Here is a 19,995-nt window from a genome sequence, read left to right as displayed (position 1 = left end):
TATGGGTCATTTGTCATGGTGACCCGGCGGGGCGGGTTCCGCAACAGATCCCGGGCCGCACACCGCCCCGTTCACCGAGCACGTTCCCGGGCGGCCCGCAACCGGGGCAGGACCTTGTCCACGGTCAGCGGCAGATCCCGCAGCCGGATGCCGGTGGCGTGCCGGAAGGCGTTGGCGACCGCCGCCGCGGTGCCGACGATGCCGATCTCGCCGATGCCCTTGCTGCCCATGGGGTTGAGGTGGGGGTCCTCCTCGTCGAGCCAGTGCGCCTCGATCCGCGGGACGTCGGCGCAGGCCGGCACGTGGTAGGAGGCCAGATCGCGCTCGGCGAAGTCGCCGAAGGCGGGGTCGAGCCGGCTGCCCTCCATGAGCGCCATCCCCAGCCCCATGGTCATCCCGCCGATGAACTGGGAGCGCGCCGTACGGGAGTTGAGGATCCGGCCGGCCGCGTAGACGCCCAGCATCCGGCGCACCCGGACCTCGCCGGAGACGGTGTCGGCCTGCACCTCGGCGAAGGTGGCCCCGAAGGCGTGCCGGGCGTAGGGGGAGCGTTCGGCGGTCTCCTGCCGGGTGTCCGCGGCGGCGGTCAGCCCCTCGGCGGGCAACGGTCCGTCGTGGTCGCGCAGTTGCTCCCGCAGCGCCATGCAGGCCTTGTGGACGGCCCAGCCCCACGAGGCGGTGCCCATGGAGCCGCCGGCCAGCATCGCGGGCGGCAGGTCGCTGCTGCCGATCTCGATGCGGACCCGCTCCTGCGGCACGGTCAGCGCGGCGGCGGCGATCTGTGCGAGGACGGTGCGGGCGCCGGTGCCGATGTCCGTGGCGTTGACCCGGATCCGGAAGCCGCCGTCGGCGGTGGCCTGCGCCTCGGCGCTGGAGGGGGCGACGTAGACGGGGTAGGTGGCGGCCGCGACGCCGGTGCCGAGCAGCAGATCGCCCTCGCGCCGGACGCCCGGGCGGGGGTCCCTGGGCTGCCAGCCGAAGCGTTCGGCGCCCTCGTGCAGACAGCCGAGGAGGTGCCGGCTGCTGAAGGCGCGGTCGCTGTCCGGCTCGGTGTCCGGCTCGTTGCGCATCCGCAGTTCGACGGGGTCGATGTCCAGCAGCACGGCGAGTTCGTCGACGGCGGACTCCAGGGCGAACATCCCGGGGGCCTCGCCCGGTGCGCGCATCCAGGAGGGGGTGGGGACGTCGAGCGGGACGACGCGGTGCACGGTCCGGCTGTTCGGCGAGGTGTACATCATGCGCGCCGGGACCGCGGCCTGCTCGACGAACTCGTTGACGGTGGAGGTGTGGGTGGCGATCTCGTGCGCGAGGGCGGTGAGCACCCCGTCGTCGCCGGCGCCGAGCCGCACCCGCTGGACGGTGGGCGCGCGGTGGCCGACGGCCGCGGGCATCTCCCGGCGCGGCAGGGCGAGTTTGACCGGGCGTCCGGTGTGCCGGGTGGCCATCGCGGCCAGGACCACCTGGGGGCGGGGCGTGCCCTTGGAGCCGAAGCCGCCGCCGACGTGTTCCGAGACGACGGTGACGTCGCCCGGGTCCAGCGAGAACAGCGCGGCGAGGTCCTCGCAGACCTTGCTGGAGCCCTGGCTGGAGTCGTGGACGGTCAGCCGGCCGCCGCTCCAGTGGGCGGTGGCGGCATGCGGCTCCATGGGGTGGTTGTGCAGCGGGGGCACGGTGTAGGTGGCGTCGAGGGTGACCGGTGCGGCGGCGAACGCCGCGTCGAAGTCGCCGCGTTCGCGGGTGCCGGGGTAGCCGCCGTTGACCGTCTCCGGCGCGTAGAGGCGGGGGTGGCCGGCCGTGAGCAGCACATCGGCGTCCTCGGCCGCGTAGCTGACGCGGACGGCCGCGGCGGCGGCGCGGGCGGTTTCGAGGCTGTCGGCGACGACGAGCGCGACGTACCAGCCGCGGTGCGGCACCCGGTCGTCCTGGAGCAGCGCCAGCGTCGGGTCGTCGACGGCCGCGAGGCGGGGTGCGTTCTCGTGGGTGAGCACCGCGCACACCCCCGGCAGCGCGAGCGCCCCGGTCGCGTCCACGGACGTCACCCGGCCCCGGGCGACGGTGGCGGCCACCGGCCAGGCGTAGGCGCAGTCCGGCGGGGTGTGTTCGGCCGCGTAGCGGGCGGTGCCGGTGACCTTCTCCCGGCCCTCGCGGCGGACGAGCGGGGCGCCCAGGGGGTAGGGGGGTGGTCCGAGCGGGAACGGGTCGGGGCTCATGGCTCGCGTCCTTGGATCGGGGACGGTGGGTCGGGGCGGCGGGGGCTCGGCCCGTCGTGGGGTCAGCGGTCGCCGGCCGGGTCCGCCAGGCCGCTGAGCACGCTGACGGCCAGGTTGCGGGCGAGTTCGACCTTGAAGGCGTTGTCGCGCAGCGGGCGGGCGGCGGCGAGTTCGGCGTCGGCGGCGCGGGCGAAGGTGTCCTCGGTGGCGGGTGCGCCGTGCAGCACCTCCTCGGCCGCGCGGGCGCGCCAGGGCCGGTGTGCGAGCCCGCCGAACGCCACCGCCGCCCGCCCCACGACGCCGTCGCGCACCTCCAGCACCGCGGCCACGGACACCAGGGCGAACGCGAAGGAGGCGCGGTCGCGGACCTTGCGGTAGCGCGAGCGGGCGCCGGGGGCGGCGGGCGGGAGCCGGACGGCGGTGAGGAGTTCGCCGGGGCGGATGACGGTGTCCTGCTCCGGCCGGTCGCCGGGCAGCCGGTGGAAGTCGGTGAGCGCCACCGTGCGCTCCCCGTCGGGGCCGGTCAGCAGCACCTCGGCGTCCAGCGCGGCCAGCGCCACGGCCATGTCGGAGGGCTGGGTGGCGACGCAGTGCGCGGAGTGGCCCAGGACGGCCAGATCGCGGTGGATGCCGTCGCGGGCCGGGCAGCCGGTGCCCGGGGAGCGCTTGTTGCAGGGCTTGGTGACGTCCTGGAAATACAGGCAGCGGGTGCGCTGGAGCAGATTGCCGCCGGTGGTCGCGGTGTTCCGCAACTGCCCCGAGGCGCCGGCCAGCAGCGCCTGCGACAGGACGGGGTAGCGCTCGCGTACGGGGGCGGCCGCGGCGAGATCGCTGTTGCGCACCGTGGCGCCGATCCGCAGCCCGCCGTCGGGCAGCTCCTCGATGCCGCCGAGCGGCAGGCGGGTGACGTCGATGAGCAACCGCGGCGTCTCCACGCCGAGTTTCATCAGGTCGACGAGGTTGGTGCCGCCGCCGAGGAAGCGGGCGCCGGGCGCCTCGGCGGCGGCCCGTACCGCCTCCTGGACGCCGGCCGGCCGCAGATATCCGAACGGCTTCACGGTGTCACCTCCCGGTGCTCCGGCCCCGCGGTCCCGCCGGGGTGCGCCGCGGCGTCCGCGACGGCCTCCACGATCCGCGGATAGGCGCCGCAGCGGCACAGGTTGCCGCTCATCCGCTCGCGGATCTCCTCGGCGGTGAGCTCGGCCGGGGCCGCGGGGTCCGCGGTGGCCGGGGTGACGTGGGACGGGAAGCCGTCCGCGGCCTCGGCCAGCATCCCGGCGGCCGAACAGAGCTGGCCCGGTGTGCAGTAGCCGCACTGGAAGGCGTCCCGCTCCAGGAAGGCCTCCTGGAGCGGGTGCAGCCGCTCCCCGTCCGCCAGGCCCTCGACGGTGGTGATCCGCCGGCCGTCCTGGGCGACGGCCGGCAGCAGACAGCTGTTGGCGCGCCGCCCGTCGACGAGCACCGTGCAGGCGCCGCACTGTCCGTGGTCGCAGCCCTTCTTGGCGCCGGTGAGGCCGAGGTGTTCGCGCAGCAGGTCCAGGACCGTGGTGCGGTGGTCGACGGTCAGGGTGCGGGCCACGTCGTTGACGTGCAGGGTCAGTGCGGATCGCGGCTCGGTGGCCGGCGCCGTGCCGCCGCCGTCCGCCGGGTGCCGGGTGGACTCCACTCGCTCCTGCCTTTCCGCGTCCCGGGGCGGGTGGTGCGTGCCCGGGGCGTCATCGTGGTCGTGGTCCCGCTCCCCCGTCTCCGTCCCCTGCCGGGCCGCCGCCTAGCGGGTCTCCAGCCGCAGTTCGACCTCCTTCTCCTGGTCGCCGGCGGCGGTGCCGAGGACGTGCACCGCGAAGGCGGTCTCCAGGCCCCGGCACAGCTCGTCGACCGCCCAGTAGCCGCCCTGGAGGCTGACCACGACGGGCGTGGACAGCCGGCGGGGCTCGGCCGCCGCCCTGTGGTCGCTCACGTCGAAGGTCGAGGTCCACACGGTCGCGCCCGGTCCGGCCATCTCCTCGGGCACGTCGTCCGCCTCCCGGTCGGAGCGGAAGGTGGTGCGCAGCGCGCTGAAGACGGCGTGTGCGTCCTGCGCCGCACAGCTCTCGAGTTCCACCGTCACCTCGGCCGGTACGTGTTCCGCGTGTGCCGCCTGCTGTGCGCCGTTCACTGTGGGGCCGCCTTCCTTCGTGGGCCGTCCTCCGGGAGCCGAACGCTTCCAGGCTCGCCCGGCGGCCCGGTGTGTGCGACCGGAGGCTCGAACGAGTGGTTTGAACGGGCGTCGGGGCCCGGCCCCCGACGCCGGAGTTACGCTGTGTAGCCAGTGCAAGCTCTCTGTAATCAGAGGCGGAGTGCGCGCCTCGCCCGGCACCCACCGCATCCACCGTCGACCACCAGGAGCCTTCGTTGACCAGCACCGCGATCGACCAGAAAGCCACCGGCTACACCGTGCGCCACGCGCTCGCGATGGCGCGCGCCGCCGCGCTCGCCTACCAGGACGAGGCGACCATCGACGCCACCGCCCGGACCTGGGGCTTCGACCGGGTGCGCCATCACCACACCACGTTCCGGCCGCCGTTCCCGCTGCAGGACACCCAGGCGTGCACCCTCGGCGGCCACAGCATGATCATCACCAGCTTCCGCGGGACGGAGCCCGCCGAGCTGCGCGACTGGCTCTCCGACGCCACCACCCCGCCGTGGCCCGGACCCGGCGGCAAGGGGTATGTCCACCACGGCTTCGCCGAGGCCCTGCAAGCCGTCTGGCCGCAGGTCGGCGCCACCGTCGACGAGTTCCGCGACAACGGCCAGACGGTGTGGTTCACCGGCCACGGCCTGGGCGGGGCGCTGGCGATGCTGGCGGGCGCCCGGCTGCATTTCGAGGAGCCGCGGGTGACGGCCAACGGCGTCTACACCTTCGGCCAGCCGCGCACCTGTGACCGGCAGCTGTCCAAGGAGTTCAACACGGCCTTCTCCGACCGGATGTACCGCTTCGTCAACCACAACGACATCGTGCCGCAGCTGCCCCCCGAGCCCACCTTCCACCACGTCTCCGCGCTGCGCTACATCGACGCCAAGGGCGCCATCCACCACACCATGCCGCTGCTCAGCGGCATGCTCGACCACGCCCGCGGCCTCACCGCCGACGCCCTCGCGCCCGCCTCCGACGGCATCCGCGACCACGCCATGGACGCCTATCTGACGGCCCTGGAGCAGAACCGGGACTGAGCGGGCAGGCGCGGCCCGGTCAGAGCTGCTGGGTGAGGTTGACGGCGTTGCCGTCCGGGTCCCTGATGTGGGCGACCCGCTGCCCCCAGGGCATGTCGTTGGCCGGGCCGAGCACGGCTCCGCCGAGGCGCTCGACCCGCTCCAGGAGGGCGTCCACGTCGTCCACGGCGAGGCTCAGCAAGATGCGGGTCGGGGTGCCGGTCTCCACGCTCCGGTCCGCGACGAGGCCCAGCTCCGCCTCGCGGATCCGCAGCCCGACGAAAAAGGCCGGCCCCTCCTCGGGCACCCGGGTGAACTCCTCGGCGCCGGCCAGCTCACGGTAGAAGTCGCGCAGCCGGTCGAGATCGGGGGTGACGATCACCGGCTGGACGGCGGCGGGGGCGGGCGGCGGGCTCTCGGACATGGCGACCTCCGGTGGTGGGACCTGCGGTTTCGGTGAGGTAGACGCCGTCCGGGGCGCCGATTCATCGGTCGGGACGCGATGACCCGGCACGGATTTGGGCAGCAGGGCGGGCCCCGTCGTCGCAGCCGACGCTACCGGCCGCCGCCCTCCCGCGGCCGCGCCCCGGCCCGCCGCCGTCCCGGCCCCGTGCCACGCACACGGGCCGCCGGCCTGCGGTTTCACCCGTCACGGCGGCACCCAAAACCCCTCCTGGCCCGGCCGCCGCACCCCCGCACCACGCCGGCACTCGGCCGTCCGGCCTCACATGGTTGCCACGGGCATCGACCCGGGCGGATCATCCGATACGTACGCCGCACGCACGTACGGGATGACCGCACACGGACGACGCGAGGAGAGCCACCGTGGAACCAGCCACCGTCTACGGCCACTGCGCACCGGAGTTCGCCGGCGTACGGGAGGCCTTCGTCCGGAACTTCTCCACGCACGGCGACATCGGCGCGGCGGTCACCGTGACCGTGGACGGCGAGGCCGTGGTCGACCTGTGGGGCGGCCACGCGGACGCGGCCGCCACCCGCGACTGGGAGCACGACACCCTCGTCAACGTCTACTCGACGTCCAAGGGAATGACCGCCCTGTGCGCCCATCTCCTCGTGGACCGGGGCGAGTTGGACCTCGACGCCCCGGTGGCCCACTACTGGCCCGAGTTCGCGCAGGCCGGCAAGCGGGAGCTGCCGGTGCGCTGGCTGCTCAGCCACCGGGCCGGTCTGATCGCGCCCCGGGAGCGGCTGTCCGCGGCGGACGCCTATGACTGGGAGCGGGTGTGCGCCGCCCTGGCGGCCACCCCGCCGTGGTGGGAGCCGGGCACCGCGCAGGGCTATCACGCGGTGACCTTCGGCTACCTCGTGGGCGAGGTCGTCCGGCGGATCACCGGGCAGTCCCTCGGCACCTTCCTGCGCCGCGAGATCACCGGGCCACTGGGCGCGCGGGTGTTCATCGGCACCCCCGCCGAGGAACACGCCCGCTGCGCCGACATGGTCGGGCAGCTGGACGAGGCGCGGCTCACCCGGCAGTTCCCCGGCCTGCCGAAGCCACCGTTCACGGCGCTCCGTGACCACCCGCAGGCCGTCGTGGCGCTGGCGCTGACGTACGTTCCCACCGGCGATGTCAACAGCGCCGCCTACCGGTCGGCGGAGATCCCGGCGGGCAACGCGCACGCGTCCGCCCACGGGCTGGCCACCGTCTACGGCGCGCTGGCGGGCGGCTCCCTCGTCAAGCCCGCCACCCTGGAGGAGATGCGCCGGTCGCAGAGCCTGCCGGGAGAGGGGGACCTGACCCTCGGCGCGCTCGCCCCGCAGGGCTACGAACACCGCTGGGGGGTGGGCTACATGCTCAATCACCAGGGCCAGGCGGGGCCCAACCCGCGGGCGTTCGGGCACGGCGGCGCGGGCGGCTCGTTCGCCTTCGCGGACCCGGAGAACCGGCTGTCGTACGCGTACACCATGAACAAGTACGGCGGGGGCACGACGGGCCACGATCCGCGCAACGCCGGGCTGGTCCGCGCGGTGTACCAGGCCCTGGAGCCGGTCCTGAGCTGACGGCCTGGCCGGCTACGGCGCGGCCGACTCCGGGGGCGGGGCCGGCCGTGGGGCCACCGGCGGTTCGCCCGCCGCGTCGGTGAGGGCACGCAGCGAGCCGATCAGCCCGGCGCGTTCGCCGGCCGGCAGCCGGGACACGATCGCGGCGATCTCCGCGTGCCGGCCGGCGAGCACCTCCTCGACGAGCGCGCGGCCGCGTGCCGTCAGGCTCAGCACGACCTCGCGGCGGTTGCCGGGGTTGGCCTGGCGGGTGACGCTGCCGGCCACCTCCAGCCGGTCGACCATCCGCATCGCGGTGGACGGATTGACGCCCAGCGCCCCGGCCAGCGCGGCGAGCTTGACCGGCCCCTGACTGTCCAGCACCACCAGGGCCCGCAGCTGGGGCAGGGTGAGGGAGGGGGCGGTGCGGCCCAGTGCCCGGGCGGAGATCGCGACCAGCAGCCGGGAGGCGGTCAGCACCGCGGCGATGACCTCCTCGACGTCGTCGTCGAGATTCTCGCCGGGCGCGGCCACCCCGGCCGCCCGTGGTGTGCCGTGCGCCTCGTGCCCCATGGCGCCTTTATACCCGGTGCCGGCCTCCCGCCTGTACCCGGTGCGGACATCGTGCCTGGTCGCGGGCGCTTTCACGGGCGAATGACGGGCCGGGTCCGCGGCCGCCCGCCGGCCGTCGCCGAGCGCCATAATGGAAGGTGCGGCATGCATCCGGCCCCGCCGCGCGGACGGGCCGGGGAGAGGACGTGAGCACCATGGAACGGGACACCGAGACGGTTCACGAGGCGTACTCCTTCGTCTGTCTGCACTGCGGGCACGGCTGGGAGGAGGAGTACGAGATCCGGCACACCACGGATCCGGCGGGCCACCGGCGCGCCGACTACTTCACCCGCGGCGCCCGCGTCGCCTCCCCGCTGACCCGTGCCGAGTGCCCGTCCTGCAATCGCGGACCGCTGCGGATCCTGCGCCCCGGCCGGGTGGACTCGACCCGCCCCTACCTGGCCTGAGCCGTCCCCGCCGGAGCCGTCCCCGTCACCATCCGGTGTACAGCAGGTGGTTGAGCAGCAGCGCCAGGACGGCCTGCGCCGTGAGCCAGTGACGGTGGCGGACCGCGGGCAGCAGGGCGCAGGCCGCCGGCAGCCATACGGCGAACGGCAGCCATATCCGTTCGGTCTCGGCCTTGCTCATCCCGGAGAGATCGGCGGCCAGCACGGCGAGCAGCACGGCCAGCACCAGCACGACCAGCCGGCCGGTGGGTCCGGGCCGCCCCGCGGCGGACGGCCGCAGCTCCCGCAGGGCGGTGGGGGCCGCCGCGAGGGTGCGGCGCACCCCGGCCACCGCCGCCGGGCCGGTGATCAGCACGGTGCAGGCCAGGTTGGCCCACACCCAGTACGTGTAGGGGCGGACCGCGGCGGCGCCCTGGTAGTAGCGCTCGACCAGCAGCCGATACCCCTCCCACCAGGAGAATCCGGCGAGGGTGAAGGCGGCCGCGACGGCCGCCGCGCCGACCGCCAGGAGCGGTAGCGGGCGCAGGGTCCGGGTGAGCAGCAGGACCGCGGCGGCGATCAGCGCGATCAGGGTGAGGCCGTAGGAGAGGTAGCAGGTCAGGCCGAACAACAGCCCGGAGGCGAGGGCGGCGGCGGCCGGGTGGCGGGTGCGGCGGGTGGCGGCCAGCGTGAGCAGGGCCAGGGACCAGGCGGCCACCGCCGCGAAGTAGCCGTCGGCCGAGGTGCCCACCCAGACCGCGGACGGGGCCAGGACCAGGAACGGAGCGGCCCGGCGGGCGGTCGGCTCGTCGGTGAGGGCGCGCAGCGCGACGAGGACCGCGGCTACCGCGGAGGTGCCCACGGTCAGGCACCAGACACCCGCCCAGCCACCGCCGCCCAGACCGAGGCGGTCCAGTCCGACGAAGGTGAGCACGGCGGCCGGGGGGTGCCCGGCGACGTGGGCGGGCCAGGGCGCCGGGCCGTTGTTGAGGAGGTGGTGGGTGAAGTCGCGCAGCGCCGTGCCGGGTTCGTCGAAGCGGTGGATGACGGTCAGGTACTCGTAGGCGGTGGTCAGGCGGCGGGCTATGCCGGTCCGCCAGCCGTCGATCAGGGCCAGCGACCAGGTCCAGGCCATGGCCGCGGCCCAGCCGGCCAGGACGAGGCGGCGCCAGGGCAGGCGGGCCGCCAGGGACGGCCCGTGGAGGATCACGGCGGCGGCGACGGCGAGCGCGGCGGGGGTACCGGGCCCCACGTGCGGGAACCACGAGGCGTACAGCGGGGGCCAGTTGACGTGCAGGCTGCCGCGGGTGCGTTCGATGACGGTGCCGATGACGGCGGCGGCCGCGACGAGCAGGGCGCCGGCCGCGGCGGCCCGCAGATCGGCGCGGTGCGGGGCGCGTTCTTCGGTGGTCACTCGGGAGTTCACAGCGGCACGCTAGGCGCCGGCGGGCGGCCCGGGCCGTGCGGCGGCCGGGCCGTCACCGTTCCGTCAGATTCTCCGGGCGCCGCGGCACGCCGGCGCCGATGTCAGAGTTTCGTCATCCGTCCCGGCCCCCTGGGCACCCCGGTCGCGGCATACCGTCGACGGCAGGTCGTCCGGCCGTCATCCGCCGGGCAGTTCCCGCGCGACGGACCGCCGTCGCACCGACCGCCGAGGACACACCATGGGTGCCCATCCCCCGTTCACTCCCCCGACATCGCCGTCGTTCTGGCGCAGTCCGCTGCGCGGACCGTGGCTGACCGCGGTGCTCGGCACCGTTTTGCTGGCCGGCATCACACTGCTGTTCGTGACCGGTCTGCTGTCGTACGCCGCGTACAACCCGGATCTGGCCGGCGGCCTCAACGACAGGACACCCGGCAAGGGCCTGCTGGGCCTCTACCTCTTCCCCTGGCCGACCGGTCCGCACTGGCTCTACCGCCTCACCCAGGGGCTGCACGTCACCGTGGGCGTCGCGCTGGTGCCCGTGGTGCTGGCGAAGCTGTGGTCGGTGATTCCCAAGCTGTTCACGCTGCCGCCGGTGCGCTCCGCCGGGCACGCGCTGGAGCGGCTCTCGCTGCTGCTGCTCGTCGGCGGGGTGCTGTTCGAGTGCGTCACGGGGGTGCTCAACGTCCAGCTGGAGTACCTCTTCCCGGGCTCGTTCTATCCGCTGCACTTCTACGGCGCGTGGGTGTTCATGGGGGCGTTCGCCGCCCATGTGGTCCTGCGGCTGCCGCGGACCGTGCGGGCGCTGCGCGAGCGCCGCGACCCGGTGGCGGCGGCCGACGACACCGGGCTGGTGGCGGCCCGCCCGGACCGGCCGACCGTGTCCCGGCGGGGTGCGCTGGGGCTGGTCGGCGCCGGTTCGCTGGCGCTGTTCGTGACGACCGCAGGGCAGAGCGTCGGCGGCTGGTGGCGGCGCACGGCCCTGCTGGCGCCGCACGGGGCGGGTGAGCCGGGCAGCGGCCCGAACGCCTTCCAGATCAACAAGACGGCGGCGGCCGTCGGCATCCGGGCCCGGGACACCGGCGAGGACTGGCGGCTGACGATCGAGGGCGGCGGGCGCCGGGTGCGGCTCGGCCGCGCCGACCTGCTGGCGCTGCCCCAGCACGAGGCGGCGCTGCCGATCGCCTGCGTCGAGGGCTGGTCGACCGATGACCGGCTCTGGAGCGGGGTGCGGCTGCGGGACCTCGCCGCGCTGGTGGGGCACGAGGCCGAGCCGCCCGGAGTGCTGGTCGAATCGCTCCAGTTGCACGGGGCGTTCCGCCGGGCCGCGCTGCGCGACAACCAGGTGCGCGACCCGCGTTCGCTGCTCGCGCTGCGGGTGGGCGGTGCGGAACTGTCCGCGGACCACGGCTATCCGGCGCGGATCATCGTCCCGGCGGCGCCCGGGGTGCTCAACACCAAGTGGGTCTCGCGGCTGACGTTCGGGGAGTGGTGAGGATGCGTGAGCGGGTCATGGCGTGGCGTGCGCGGGGAGCCGGGGCGGGGGACGCGCCGCGTCGCCGGCCGCGGTACGGCGAGGGGCCGCTGCATCTGCTGCTGATGCTCGCCTCGTTCGCGCTCGCCGGTTATGCGGGACTGCGGCTGCTGGCCGGCGGGCAGTGGCCGCTGGTACTGGCGTGGTTCGCCGGGGCGGCGCTGCTGCACGACGTGGTGCTGCTGCCGCTCTACGCGGCCGCCGACCGGGTGCTGGTCCGCTGTCTGCCGGCGCGGGCCGGGCACCGGACCCGGACCGGGTACGTCCGGGTCCCGGCCGCGGTCTCCGGGCTGCTGTTGCTGGTGTGGTTCCCGCTGATCGCGGGCTCGACGGACCCCGCGTGGGTGGCGCACTACGAGGCCACGACGGGGCTGCCCGGCGGGGAGTTCCTGGCGCGCTGGCTGCTGCTCACCGCCGGGCTGTTCGCGCTGTCCGCGCTGTGGCTGCTGTGCCGTACGGGTCAGCAGCGGCTGCGCGCGGTGTCCCGGCGGCGCAGCGCGACGAAGCAGCGCTCGGCAGTCGGCAGTTGATCCGCCGGACCGGCGACGGTCCACTGCTCGACCGGTGTCCACCCGGCCGCTGCCGCGTACCGCAGCAGCGCCGGGGTGCCCACCCGGGCCCAGGGGAAGGTGTCGTCCGGTGTGCGGGGCGTGCCGCCCGGGGTGTGGGGGCCGCCCTCGACCCGGACCCGGACCCGTTCGTCGACGTCCGCCGGGGTGGTCTCCACTATGAGGAGGCCGCCCCGGCCGACCAGTTCGGCGCTGCGGGCGAGCAGCGCGCCGGGATCGCCGCCGATGCCGATGTTGCCGTCGAGCAGCAGCGCGGTGCCCCAACTCCCCTCGTCCGGAACGGAGTCGAAGACCGAGCGGCACACCGCCGCGCCACCGGTGGCCAGGGTGCGGGCCACCGCCGCGGCGCTGACGTCGATGCCGAGCGCGCGCCGGCCACGGGCCAGGAGCGCGGCGACCAGCCGGCCGGGTCCGCAGCCGATGTCGAGGACGGCGCCCTCGCAGCGTTGCAGCGCCGACAGATCGGCGGCGTCCGGCCGGGCGCACCAGCGCTCGACCTCCAGCGGCAGCAGCCAGCCGTCGGTGCGGCGCAGGAACAGCGGGCCGCGGCCGCTGCGCAGCGCGTCGGCGTAGGGGTCCGCGCCCCAGGAGACCGGGTGGTGGCGGTCGGTGCGGGTGGTGGGCGGTACGGCGGTGCTCATCGTCCGGTGCCTTCCGTCAGGCGTGCCAGGGTGGCGGCGAAGCGTCCGTCCGGTGCCGCGGCCGCGACCTGCACGGCATCGGCCGCGGTGTCGACGTCGCGCAGCGGCGGCAGTTCCCGCACCCGCAGTCCGGCGGCGGTCAGCCGGGCGCGCTGGGCGGCGCCGGTGCGGTCGGTGGACATCGGGACGCCGCGCAGCAGCCGGGGGTCGGGGGCGGCCAGGCCGAGTGCCCAGAACCCGCCGTCGTCGGCCGCCCCGAACCAGGCGTCGCAGTCGTCCCAGGCGCCGGGTTCCAGCGCGGGGGCGAGGAGCCGGGGGGTGACCTGGGGGGTGTCCATGCCGATGAGCAGGGTGGGGCCGGCGCTGCCGGCGAAGGCCTCGGCCAGCCGCTCGTCGAGGCCCCCGGCGCACTGCGGCCGGACCTCGAAGCCGTCCGGCAGCCAGCTCCCCGGGCGGCCGTCCAGGACGACCACCCGCCGCCGGGCGGGCATCACACGGACGGCCTGGAGGGTGTCGTACAGCGCCGCCTCGGCCAGCCCGGCGGCCTGGTGCGGGGTGTAGGGCGGGGTGAGGCGGGTCTTGACCCGGCCGGGCACCGGTTCCTTGGCGATGACCAGGACCGTCGTCGGCCCCGGTGGCACCGCCCGCGCCGCGGACCCGGTCATCGGACGGTCTCCCCGGTACGGAAGGGCAGCGGCGGCTGCCGCAGCACGGCGCGCATGTCGCGTACCGCGTGCCAGGTGCCGCGCCAGGTGCCGGTGACCTTCGAGCGGCCGGCGCGCGGCAGGTAGGGAACCGGGCGTTCCTCGACGCGCCAGCCGGCGTCGGCGGCCCGGACCACCATCTGCAGCGGGTAGCCGCTGCGGCGGTCGGTCAGGTCCAGGCCGAGCAGTCCGGTGCGCCGCGCGGCGCGCAGCGGGCCGAGGTCGTGCAGCCGCAGCCCGGTGCGCCGGCGCAGCATCCGGGCCAGCGCGATGTTGCCGAGCCGGGCGTGCAGCGGCCAGGCGCCGGCCGACTCGGGGCGGCGGCGGCCGAGCACCAGGTCGCTGTCGCCGTCGTGGACGGCCCGGACGAACGGGGCCAGCAGGGCCGGGTCGAGGGAGGCGTCGCAGTCGCAGAAGCAGACGATGTCGGCGTCGGCGGCCAGCAGTCCGGCGTGGCAGGCGGCGCCGAAGCCGCGGCGCGGCTCGTGGACCACGGTGGCGCCGAGGCCGCGGGCGATCTCCGCGGAGCCGTCGGTGGAGCCGTTGTCCACGACGATCGCCCGCCAGCCGGCCGGGATGCGGGCCAGCACCCACGGCAGTGCGGCGGCCTCGTCGAGGCAGGGCAGCACGACGTCCACCGAACCGGGCCGGGAGTCGTGGGAAGGGGGAGGGGTCATGCCGTCACCTACAGCGGGGAAGCGGGCCATCAGGACATCGGGGGCGTGGGACACGCGGACGCCGCGGGCCGGGCCGCCCGCATGCCCTCGCGGGCGAACTCCGCCATGCCGTCGGCGAATCCGGTCAGCGCCCGCCAGCCGAGGTCCTCGGCGATCCGCCGGGAGGAGGCGGTGATGTGCCGTACGTCGCCGAGCCGGTACTCCCCGGTCACCACGGGCGGCGGCCCGCCGCACGCCGCGGCCAGGGTCTGTGCCATCTCCCCGACGGTGTGCGGCACTCCGCTGCCGGTGTTGTACGCGGTCAGGGTGCCGGGCGCCCGGTCCGGCAGGGCCGCCAGCGCCACCGCGTTGGCCGCCGCGACATCCCGCACGTGGACGAAGTCCCGGCGCTGGCCGCCGTCCTCGTAGACCGTCGGCGACTGCCCGCGGGCCAGCGCCGAGCGGAAGAACGAGGCCACCCCGGCGTACGGGGTGTCGCGCGGCATGCCCGGCCCGTAGACATTGTGGTAGCGCAGCGAGACCGCCCGGCCGTCGCACGCGCGCGCCCAGGAGGCGGCCAGGTGCTCCTGGGCGAGCTTGGTCGCCGCGTAGACGTTGCGCGGGTCGGTGGGCGCGTCCTCGCCGACCAGCCCCGGACGCAGCTCCGCGCCGCACTGCGGGCAGCGCGGCTCGAACCGTCCGGCGGCCAGCTCGGCCACCGCCCGCGGACCGGGGCGCACCGTGCCGTGCACGGGGCAGGTGTAGCGCCCCTCCCCGTAGACCACCATCGACCCGGCCAGCACCAGCCGGCGCACCCCGGCCCCGGCCATCGCGGCGAGCAACACCGCGGTGCCCAGGTCGTTGCAGCTCACGTAGTCGGGCGCGTCCGCGAAGTCCTTGCCCAGGCCCACCATCGCGGCCTGGTGACAGACCGCCTGCACCCCGTCGAGCGCCGCGTCGACGGCCGCCCGGTCGCGGACGTCGGCGACGATCCGCCGCACGGCCGCGTGTGCGGGCGGGGGCTCGGGCGGGGGGACGGGGTGCGCCGAGGGCAGCAGCGCGTCGAGCACGACGGGCTCGTGTCCGCGCGCGAGAAGCGCCTCGACGACCTGCGATCCGATGAAGCCGGCGCCGCCGGTGACCAATACACGCATGCCGGTCACGCTAAGCGGCGGTGGCCCTTCCGGCCCGTGTACGGAGCCCCGTGTCATGGGTCCGTAAGATCCGTGCCCGCGCGGCGCGGGCACACCGGCCCCCCAGGCCACTGCGATTCGGTAACAGGGCGCATTCGAGGTATTTCGGTACGGCATATGCTGCATATGCTCAGGCCGGGGGTCGGGGGAAGTTTCCGGACGGTGCGAACGGTCCGACGGCCGGCGGTCCCCTGTCCGCCCACCTCACATGACACCGTCGGAGAACACCTTGGCCGTGGAGAACGGGGAGCAGTGCGCCGGCTCCCGTGTGCTGGCCGTGCTGCCCTACGCGGTGATGGCCGTGGTCAGCGCGGTCGACCTCACCGCGGGCCCGGGGGTCGGGTTCCTCCCCCTGGTGTCGCTGGGGCCGGCGTTCGCCGGGCTGGTCGGCGGCTGGCGGCGCACCGCCGTGGTCGGGCTGACGGCCTTCGTGCTCTGCGTCGGTCTGGGCGTCTACAACGGCCTGTTCGAGAGCCGGCGCGGGCTGACCGCCCTGCTGTCGGTGGCCGGGGTGACGGCGGCCGGGGTGGTCGCCGCGGTGATGCGCCAGCGCCGTGAGGCCGAACTCGCCAGCGTCCGTTCGATCGCCGAGGTGGCCCAGCGGGTCCTGCTGCGGCCGGTGCCGCGCGGCGCGGGCCCGCTGCGGATCGCGGTCTCCTACACCTCGGCGGTGGCCGAGGCCCGGATAGGCGGCGATCTGTACGAGGTGGTGACCTCGCCCGCCGGGGTCCGGATCATCGTCGGCGATGTGCAGGGCAAGGGCCTGGAGGCCGTGGAGAGCGCGGCGGTGGTGCTGGGCGCCTTCCGGGAGGCGGCGCACGACGAACCGGATCTGCCGGCCGTCGGGGAGCGGGTCGAGCGGGCGCTGAACCGCCATCTGGCGGGCGAACGGTTCGTCACCGCGGTGCTCGCCGAGATCGGTGACGGTCCGCGGGCCACGCTGCTGAACTTCGGCCACCCGGCGCCGCTGGTGGTCCGCCCGGCCGGCACGGTCGCCTTCGCCGCGCCGCCCGACCGCGCCCTCCCGCTGGGCCTCACCCTCCCGGGCGCCGGGGCGCCGGTCCCCTACGCGGTGCCGTTCGCGCCCGGTGACCAGATGCTCTTCTACACCGACGGGGTCACCGAGGCGCGCGACGCGGCGGGCCGCTTCTACCCCCTCGACGAGCGCGCCGCCCTGCTGAAGGACCCCGATCCGGAGGCCGCGCTGCGCGCGGTGCGCGAGGACCTCGTGGAACACGCCGAGGGCCCGCTGCACGACGACGCGGCCATGCTGCTGGTGCGCCACCGGGAGGAGTTCTGACCCCGTTCGGGGCCCGGAGCGGGCCGGGTCGAGGCCCTGTCGTCACCCTCCCGCCTGCCGCGCGGTGCCCGGTACGCCCGCGTCCGGCTCAGCCGTCGCGGCGCCCGCCGGGGTCCTCGTCCGTGCCGGGCTCCTTGCCGCCGGCCCCGTCCCGTCCGCCGTCGCGGTGCCCTTCGCCGCCGCCCGCGCCCTTCCCTGACTCCCCCGCGCCCGCCTTCGCCGCCTTGGCCTCCAGACGGCGGGCGGCCTCTTCGCGGGCCGCGGCCGTGGCGACCGAGGGCCACACCCGGTCCAGCGAGGCGTTCATCGCGGCGCCGACCAGCACCGCGAAGGCGGACACCCCGATCCACAGCAACACCGCGACCGGCGCGGCCAACGAGCCGTAGATGGTGGGGCCCTCGACCGTCGAGGTGAGGTAGAGGCGGAGCAGAAAGCTGCCGAGCACCCACATGCCCAGGGCGACCACCGCGCCCGGAATGTCCTCCGGCCAGGGCGAACGCACCGGCACGGACGCGTGGTAAAGCGTGGTCAGAAAGGCGACCGACAGGAGCAGGACGACCGGCCAGTACAGCGCCCGGATGATCTGTTCGCCGGCCGGCAGCCAGCTCACGACGGTGTCGGGGCCGGCGACCATCAGCGGCAGGGCGACGGCGCCGACGACGAGCGCGGCGAGGTACAGCGCGAACGCCAGCAGCCGGGTCCGCACGATGCCGCGGCGGCCGTCGAGGCCGTACATGATGGTGATGGTGTCGACAAAGACGTTCATCGCCCGGGACCCGGACCACAGGGCGATGGCGAAGCCGATGGAGATGACGTCCGGGCGGCGGCCGGTGAACACGTCGTGCAGCAGCGGCCGGGCGATCTCGTTGACGCCGCGGCCGGAGAGCACGGTGCCGGCGCCGGCCAGGATGTGCCGGCGGACGTTGTCGAGGGTGTCGTGCCCGATCCACTCCTGCGTGTAGCCCAGCACACCGAGGAGCCCGAGGATCAGCGGGGGCAGCGAGAGCAGGCTCCAGAACGCGGCCTCGGCGGCCAGCCCCGTGACGCGGTACTTCATGCAGGAGTCGACGGTGTCCTTGAGCAGAAGCCAGGCGAGCCGGCGCTTGGAGACATTGCGGTAGAGGGCACGGGCCTTGGTCAGGCGCCCCGCGGGCCGCTCGGTTGGTTCGTTTGCCGGCTGCACCTCCTTACCGTATCCGGCATGGCAGCCACCACTCACACCGTCACGAACCAGCCCCCGCCGCTGGTCGGATACAACGTCTTCGCGAGCGACCCGGTCCTCACCGAGGGCATCGCCCGGCACGTCTCCGCGTCGCGGCGCGACGAGGTCCGCGAGGAGCTGGACACCCTGGGCCGGGCGGCCGGCTCCGCACAGGCCCGGCAGTGGGGCGAACAGGCCAACGCCCACCCCCCGGTCCTGCACACCCATGACCGCTACGGCCACCGCATCGACGAGGTGGAGTTCCACCCGGCCTGGCACCGGCTGCTCGGCCACGCCGTGACGGCCGGGCTCACCGGCGCCTGGAGCCGGCCCGACGGCCATGTACGGCGCACCGCCGGCTTCCTGGTGTGGACCCAGGCCGAGGCGGGGCACGGCTGTCCGCTGTCGATGACCCATGCGGCGGTGCCCGCGCTGCGCGCCGAGCCGGAGCTGGCGGCCGTGTGGGAGCCGCTGCTGACCTCGCCGATCTACGACCGGGAGCTGCGGCCGGCCGCCGAGAAGGGCGGGGCGCTGGCCGGGATGGCCATGACGGAGAAGCAGGGCGGCAGCGACGTGCGGTCGCTCACCACCCGCGCCGAGCCGCTGGCCGCACCGGGCGAATACGTGCTGACCGGGCACAAATGGTTCTGTTCGGCGCCGATGTCGGACGCCTTCCTGGTGCTGGCCCGGGCGCCGGGAGGGCTCACCTGCTTTCTGCTGCCCCGGGTGCTGCCGGACGGCAGCCGCAACGCGCTGCGCATCCAGCGGCTCAAGGACAAGCTCGGCAACCGCTCGAACGCCTCGGCCGAGGTGGAGTTCGACGGCGCGACCTGGGCCCGCCGGGTCGGCGAGGAGGGCCGCGGGGTGGCCACGATCCTGGAGATGGTCGCGGCCACCCGGCTGGACTGCGTCACCGCGTCGGCGGCGCTGATGCGGCAGGCGGTGGCGCAGGCGACGCACCATGCGGCCCACCGGGAGGCGTTCGGCCGCCGGCTGACCGACCAGCCGCTGATGCGCAATGTGCTGGCCGATCTGGCGCTGGAGTCGGAGGCGGCGACCACGCTGGCGCTGCGGCTGGCGGCGGCGTACGACGGCGGCACCGCGCAGGACCGCCACTTCCTGCGGCTGGCGGTCCCGGCGGCGAAATACTGGGTGACCAAGCGCTGCACCCCGCTGGTGGCCGAGGCGCTGGAGTGCCTGGGCGGCAACGGCTACGTGGAGGACTCGGGGCTGCCGCGGCTGCTGCGCGAGGCACCGGTCAACTCGATCTGGGAGGGCGCCGGCAACGTCCAGGCGCTGGACGTGCTGCGGGCCCTGCGGCGCGAACCGGAGGCGCTGAACGCGTTCCTGACCGAGATCGGGGCGGCGCGCGGCGCGGACCACCGGCTGGACCGGGCGATCCGGGCGATGCTCACCGAACTCGCCGATCTGGAGGGCATCGAGGCCCGGGCCCGACGGCTGGTGGAGCGGATGGCGACGGTGCTCCAGGGCTCGCTGCTGGTGCGTCACGCGCCGCCCGAGGTCGCGGACGCGTTCTGCGCCTCCCGGCTCGGCGGCGACGCGGGCGCGGCGTTCGGCACGCTTCCCCACACGCTGGACCTCGCGGCGGTGGTGGCGCGGGCCCGGCCGGAGACCGGCGGCTGACGGCAGCGGTGACCCGCCGCTCCGGGCGGGGAGCGGTGCCGCGCCGACTCGGCACCGCTCCCGGTCTCAGGGGCCGTCCCGCGGCCCGTCCGGCGGATCCCGGTCGCGCCCGCGCAGCACCGCGTCCACCGCCACGATGAGGTCGCCGTCCGGCGCCTGCGGTGCGAAGGCGGCCAGCATCCCGCGCGCCTCGTAGTAGCGCAGCACCCGGCAGGACTCGTCCGCGCCGGTCCACTCCGCGCCGCGCAGCAGCACGACGAGGTCGGCGAAGGCCAGTGCGGGGCGCAGGGAGCCGATGCCGGTCGGCCCGTCGAGGAGCTGGGGGGCGCTGTCGAGGACATAGCCGCCCGGGGGCAGCGGCTGACGCCGGCTCAGCAGGTCGGCCGCGGGCAGCCGGGGGACGCCGTAGTGGGCGGCCAGCCGGACGGCACGCACGACGCGCACCCCTTCGTGCGCACCGAGCACCACCAGGCGCGGGGCGGCGGAGACCATGGTGAGCCCCTCCCGCACCGTGCCGACATCGTGCGGCGGCCGATGGAGTCCCGGCGACGACCGGCGGGGTCTCCGACGGGTGACCGGTGAGCCCGCGGTGGCGAGGCGCCATCGGCCGCCGACAACAGATTCCCCGGTGGGCATCGGGGGTCACAACGGTTGCAATGCGTTGCAGTGCGTTGCGGCGGACCGGAACAATGGTGCGCCCAGGACGGCCCGATGACGGCACGCCGGGCGGCGCCC

At 75.3% G+C, this 19,995-nt stretch carries 20 protein-coding genes; 7 read left to right on the top strand and 13 right to left on the bottom strand.

Going from position 1 to position 19,995, the window contains the following annotated elements; genetic code table 11:
• Window positions 1-71: 71 nt before the first annotated feature.
• The 4 genes from ACQP17_RS28275 to ACQP17_RS28260 all read right to left on the bottom strand — a co-directional run bounded on the left by ACQP17_RS28275 (window position 72) and on the right by ACQP17_RS28260 (window position 4,365).
• Window positions 72-2,210 carry a xanthine dehydrogenase family protein molybdopterin-binding subunit gene (locus ACQP17_RS28275; protein WP_433858792.1) on the bottom strand — a complete coding sequence of 713 codons (2,139 nt, stop codon included), beginning with the start codon at window positions 2,208-2,210 and terminating at the stop codon, window positions 72-74.
• A 62-nt stretch (window positions 2,211-2,272) separates the two neighbouring features.
• Window positions 2,273-3,268 carry an FAD binding domain-containing protein gene (locus tag ACQP17_RS28270; protein ID WP_433858791.1) on the bottom strand — a complete coding sequence of 332 codons (996 nt, stop codon included), beginning with the start codon at window positions 3,266-3,268 and terminating at the stop codon, window positions 2,273-2,275.
• Window positions 3,265-3,876 carry a (2Fe-2S)-binding protein gene (locus tag ACQP17_RS28265; protein ID WP_433858790.1) on the bottom strand — a complete coding sequence of 204 codons (612 nt, stop codon included), beginning with the start codon at window positions 3,874-3,876 and terminating at the stop codon, window positions 3,265-3,267. The genes ACQP17_RS28270 and ACQP17_RS28265 overlap by 4 nt, the downstream gene beginning before the upstream one ends.
• A gap of 102 nt (window positions 3,877-3,978) precedes the next feature.
• On the bottom strand, window positions 3,979-4,365 hold the full coding sequence (locus ACQP17_RS28260) for a hypothetical protein (protein WP_433858789.1): 387 nt from the start codon (window positions 4,363-4,365) through the stop codon (window positions 3,979-3,981).
• 236 nt (window positions 4,366-4,601) lie between these two features.
• Between ACQP17_RS28260 and ACQP17_RS28255 the strand changes: the two genes are divergently transcribed.
• Complete coding sequence (locus ACQP17_RS28255; RefSeq protein WP_433858788.1) at window positions 4,602-5,420, top strand: lipase family protein; 819 nt, start codon at window positions 4,602-4,604, stop codon at window positions 5,418-5,420.
• 19 nt (window positions 5,421-5,439) lie between these two features.
• Here ACQP17_RS28255 and ACQP17_RS28250 read toward each other — a convergent pair whose 3' ends face one another.
• Entirely contained in the window at window positions 5,440-5,823 is a 384-nt protein-coding gene (locus ACQP17_RS28250) for a VOC family protein (protein ID WP_433858787.1), read from the bottom strand.
• A gap of 401 nt (window positions 5,824-6,224) precedes the next feature.
• On the opposite strand from ACQP17_RS28250, the gene ACQP17_RS28245 reads away from it, so the two are divergent.
• Window positions 6,225-7,418 (top strand): serine hydrolase domain-containing protein, encoded by a 1,194-nt coding sequence (locus ACQP17_RS28245; RefSeq protein ID WP_433858786.1) that lies wholly within the window; start codon window positions 6,225-6,227, stop codon window positions 7,416-7,418.
• Between the two features lie 12 nt (window positions 7,419-7,430).
• On the opposite strand, the gene ACQP17_RS28240 is transcribed toward ACQP17_RS28245, so the two are convergent.
• Window positions 7,431-7,970 (bottom strand): MarR family winged helix-turn-helix transcriptional regulator, encoded by a 540-nt coding sequence (locus ACQP17_RS28240; protein WP_433858785.1) that lies wholly within the window; start codon window positions 7,968-7,970, stop codon window positions 7,431-7,433.
• Window positions 7,971-8,164: 194 nt separating this feature from the next.
• Here ACQP17_RS28240 and ACQP17_RS28235 point away from each other — a divergent pair, with 194 nt between their 5' ends.
• The gene (locus tag ACQP17_RS28235; protein ID WP_433860026.1) at window positions 8,165-8,416 is read left to right on the top strand and encodes a hypothetical protein; all 252 of its coding nucleotides are present in this window, start codon (window positions 8,165-8,167) and stop codon (window positions 8,414-8,416) included.
• 25 nt (window positions 8,417-8,441) lie between these two features.
• Here ACQP17_RS28235 and ACQP17_RS28230 read toward each other — a convergent pair whose 3' ends face one another.
• Window positions 8,442-9,821: a hypothetical protein gene (locus ACQP17_RS28230; RefSeq protein WP_433858784.1), complete on the bottom strand. Its 1,380-nt coding sequence runs from the start codon at window positions 9,819-9,821 to the stop codon at window positions 8,442-8,444.
• A 238-nt stretch (window positions 9,822-10,059) separates the two neighbouring features.
• Between ACQP17_RS28230 and ACQP17_RS28225 the strand changes: the two genes are divergently transcribed.
• Window positions 10,060-11,313: a molybdopterin-dependent oxidoreductase gene (locus ACQP17_RS28225; protein ID WP_433858783.1), complete on the top strand. Its 1,254-nt coding sequence runs from the start codon at window positions 10,060-10,062 to the stop codon at window positions 11,311-11,313.
• Window positions 11,314-11,330: 17 nt separating this feature from the next.
• Window positions 11,331-11,882, top strand: coding sequence for a hypothetical protein (locus ACQP17_RS28220; protein ID WP_433860025.1), 552 nt, complete (start codon window positions 11,331-11,333; stop codon window positions 11,880-11,882).
• Here ACQP17_RS28220 and ACQP17_RS28215 read toward each other — a convergent pair.
• Genes ACQP17_RS28215 through ACQP17_RS28200 form a run of 4 tightly spaced genes read right to left on the bottom strand, consistent with a single transcriptional unit; the run spans window position 11,813 to window position 15,076 of the window.
• Complete coding sequence (locus tag ACQP17_RS28215) at window positions 11,813-12,562, bottom strand: class I SAM-dependent methyltransferase (protein WP_433858782.1); 750 nt, start codon at window positions 12,560-12,562, stop codon at window positions 11,813-11,815. The genes ACQP17_RS28220 and ACQP17_RS28215 overlap by 70 nt on opposite strands.
• Window positions 12,559-13,227, bottom strand: coding sequence for a TIGR04282 family arsenosugar biosynthesis glycosyltransferase (locus ACQP17_RS28210; RefSeq protein ID WP_433858781.1), 669 nt, complete (start codon window positions 13,225-13,227; stop codon window positions 12,559-12,561). Before ACQP17_RS28210 ends, ACQP17_RS28215 begins: the two co-directional genes overlap by 4 nt.
• Window positions 13,224-13,943: a glycosyltransferase family 2 protein gene (locus ACQP17_RS28205; RefSeq protein ID WP_433858780.1), complete on the bottom strand. Its 720-nt coding sequence runs from the start codon at window positions 13,941-13,943 to the stop codon at window positions 13,224-13,226. The genes ACQP17_RS28210 and ACQP17_RS28205 overlap by 4 nt, the downstream gene beginning before the upstream one ends.
• A 29-nt stretch (window positions 13,944-13,972) precedes the next feature.
• The gene (locus tag ACQP17_RS28200) at window positions 13,973-15,076 is read right to left on the bottom strand and encodes an NAD-dependent epimerase/dehydratase family protein (RefSeq protein WP_433858779.1); all 1,104 of its coding nucleotides are present in this window, start codon (window positions 15,074-15,076) and stop codon (window positions 13,973-13,975) included.
• 247 nt (window positions 15,077-15,323) lie between these two features.
• On the opposite strand from ACQP17_RS28200, the gene ACQP17_RS28195 reads away from it, so the two are divergent.
• Entirely contained in the window at window positions 15,324-16,415 is a 1,092-nt protein-coding gene (locus tag ACQP17_RS28195; protein WP_433858778.1) for a PP2C family protein-serine/threonine phosphatase, read from the top strand.
• 88 nt (window positions 16,416-16,503) lie between these two features.
• Here the strand turns inward: ACQP17_RS28195 and ACQP17_RS28190 are convergent, their stop codons facing one another.
• Window positions 16,504-17,598, bottom strand: coding sequence for a YihY/virulence factor BrkB family protein (locus tag ACQP17_RS28190; RefSeq protein ID WP_433858777.1), 1,095 nt, complete (start codon window positions 17,596-17,598; stop codon window positions 16,504-16,506).
• A gap of 18 nt (window positions 17,599-17,616) precedes the next feature.
• On the opposite strand from ACQP17_RS28190, the gene ACQP17_RS28185 reads away from it, so the two are divergent.
• A complete protein-coding gene (locus ACQP17_RS28185) occupies window positions 17,617-19,260 on the top strand; it encodes an acyl-CoA dehydrogenase family protein (protein ID WP_433858776.1) in 1,644 nt (547 codons plus the stop codon).
• A 66-nt stretch (window positions 19,261-19,326) separates the two neighbouring features.
• On the opposite strand, the gene ACQP17_RS28180 is transcribed toward ACQP17_RS28185, so the two are convergent.
• Entirely contained in the window at window positions 19,327-19,752 is a 426-nt protein-coding gene (locus ACQP17_RS28180; protein WP_433858775.1) for a hypothetical protein, read from the bottom strand.
• Window positions 19,753-19,995: the final 243 nt, after the last annotated feature.

Origin of the sequence: Streptomyces kronopolitis (assembly GCF_050953795.1) — a bacterium.
Taxonomy (GTDB): domain Bacteria; phylum Actinomycetota; class Actinomycetes; order Streptomycetales; family Streptomycetaceae; genus Streptomyces; species Streptomyces kronopolitis_A.
Note: the sequence above shows the minus strand (reverse complement) of the source record. Positions and strands in the feature narration are given on the sequence as shown.

What these genes read in the sequence shown, in the direction of transcription:
- ACQP17_RS28275 (WP_433858792.1), bottom strand. Translation starts at nt 2,210, where the DNA reads ATGAGCCCCGACCCGTTCCCGCTCGGACCACCCCCCTACCCCCTGGGC.
- ACQP17_RS28250 (WP_433858787.1), bottom strand. Translation starts at nt 5,823, where the DNA reads ATGTCCGAGAGCCCGCCGCCCGCCCCCGCCGCCGTCCAGCCGGTGATC.
- ACQP17_RS28240 (WP_433858785.1), bottom strand. Translation starts at nt 7,970, where the DNA reads ATGGGGCACGAGGCGCACGGCACACCACGGGCGGCCGGGGTGGCCGCG.
- ACQP17_RS28235 (WP_433860026.1), top strand. Translation starts at nt 8,165, where the DNA reads ATGGAACGGGACACCGAGACGGTTCACGAGGCGTACTCCTTCGTCTGT.
- ACQP17_RS28225 (WP_433858783.1), top strand. Translation starts at nt 10,060, where the DNA reads ATGGGTGCCCATCCCCCGTTCACTCCCCCGACATCGCCGTCGTTCTGG.
- ACQP17_RS28220 (WP_433860025.1), top strand. Translation starts at nt 11,331, where the DNA reads ATGGCGTGGCGTGCGCGGGGAGCCGGGGCGGGGGACGCGCCGCGTCGC.
- ACQP17_RS28215 (WP_433858782.1), bottom strand. Translation starts at nt 12,562, where the DNA reads ATGAGCACCGCCGTACCGCCCACCACCCGCACCGACCGCCACCACCCG.
- ACQP17_RS28210 (WP_433858781.1), bottom strand. Translation starts at nt 13,227, where the DNA reads ATGACCGGGTCCGCGGCGCGGGCGGTGCCACCGGGGCCGACGACGGTC.
- ACQP17_RS28205 (WP_433858780.1), bottom strand. Translation starts at nt 13,943, where the DNA reads ATGACCCCTCCCCCTTCCCACGACTCCCGGCCCGGTTCGGTGGACGTC.
- ACQP17_RS28200 (WP_433858779.1), bottom strand. Translation starts at nt 15,076, where the DNA reads ATGCGTGTATTGGTCACCGGCGGCGCCGGCTTCATCGGATCGCAGGTC.
- ACQP17_RS28195 (WP_433858778.1), top strand. Translation starts at nt 15,324, where the DNA reads ATGACACCGTCGGAGAACACCTTGGCCGTGGAGAACGGGGAGCAGTGC.
- ACQP17_RS28185 (WP_433858776.1), top strand. Translation starts at nt 17,617, where the DNA reads ATGGCAGCCACCACTCACACCGTCACGAACCAGCCCCCGCCGCTGGTC.
- ACQP17_RS28180 (WP_433858775.1), bottom strand. Translation starts at nt 19,752, where the DNA reads ATGGTCTCCGCCGCCCCGCGCCTGGTGGTGCTCGGTGCGCACGAAGGG.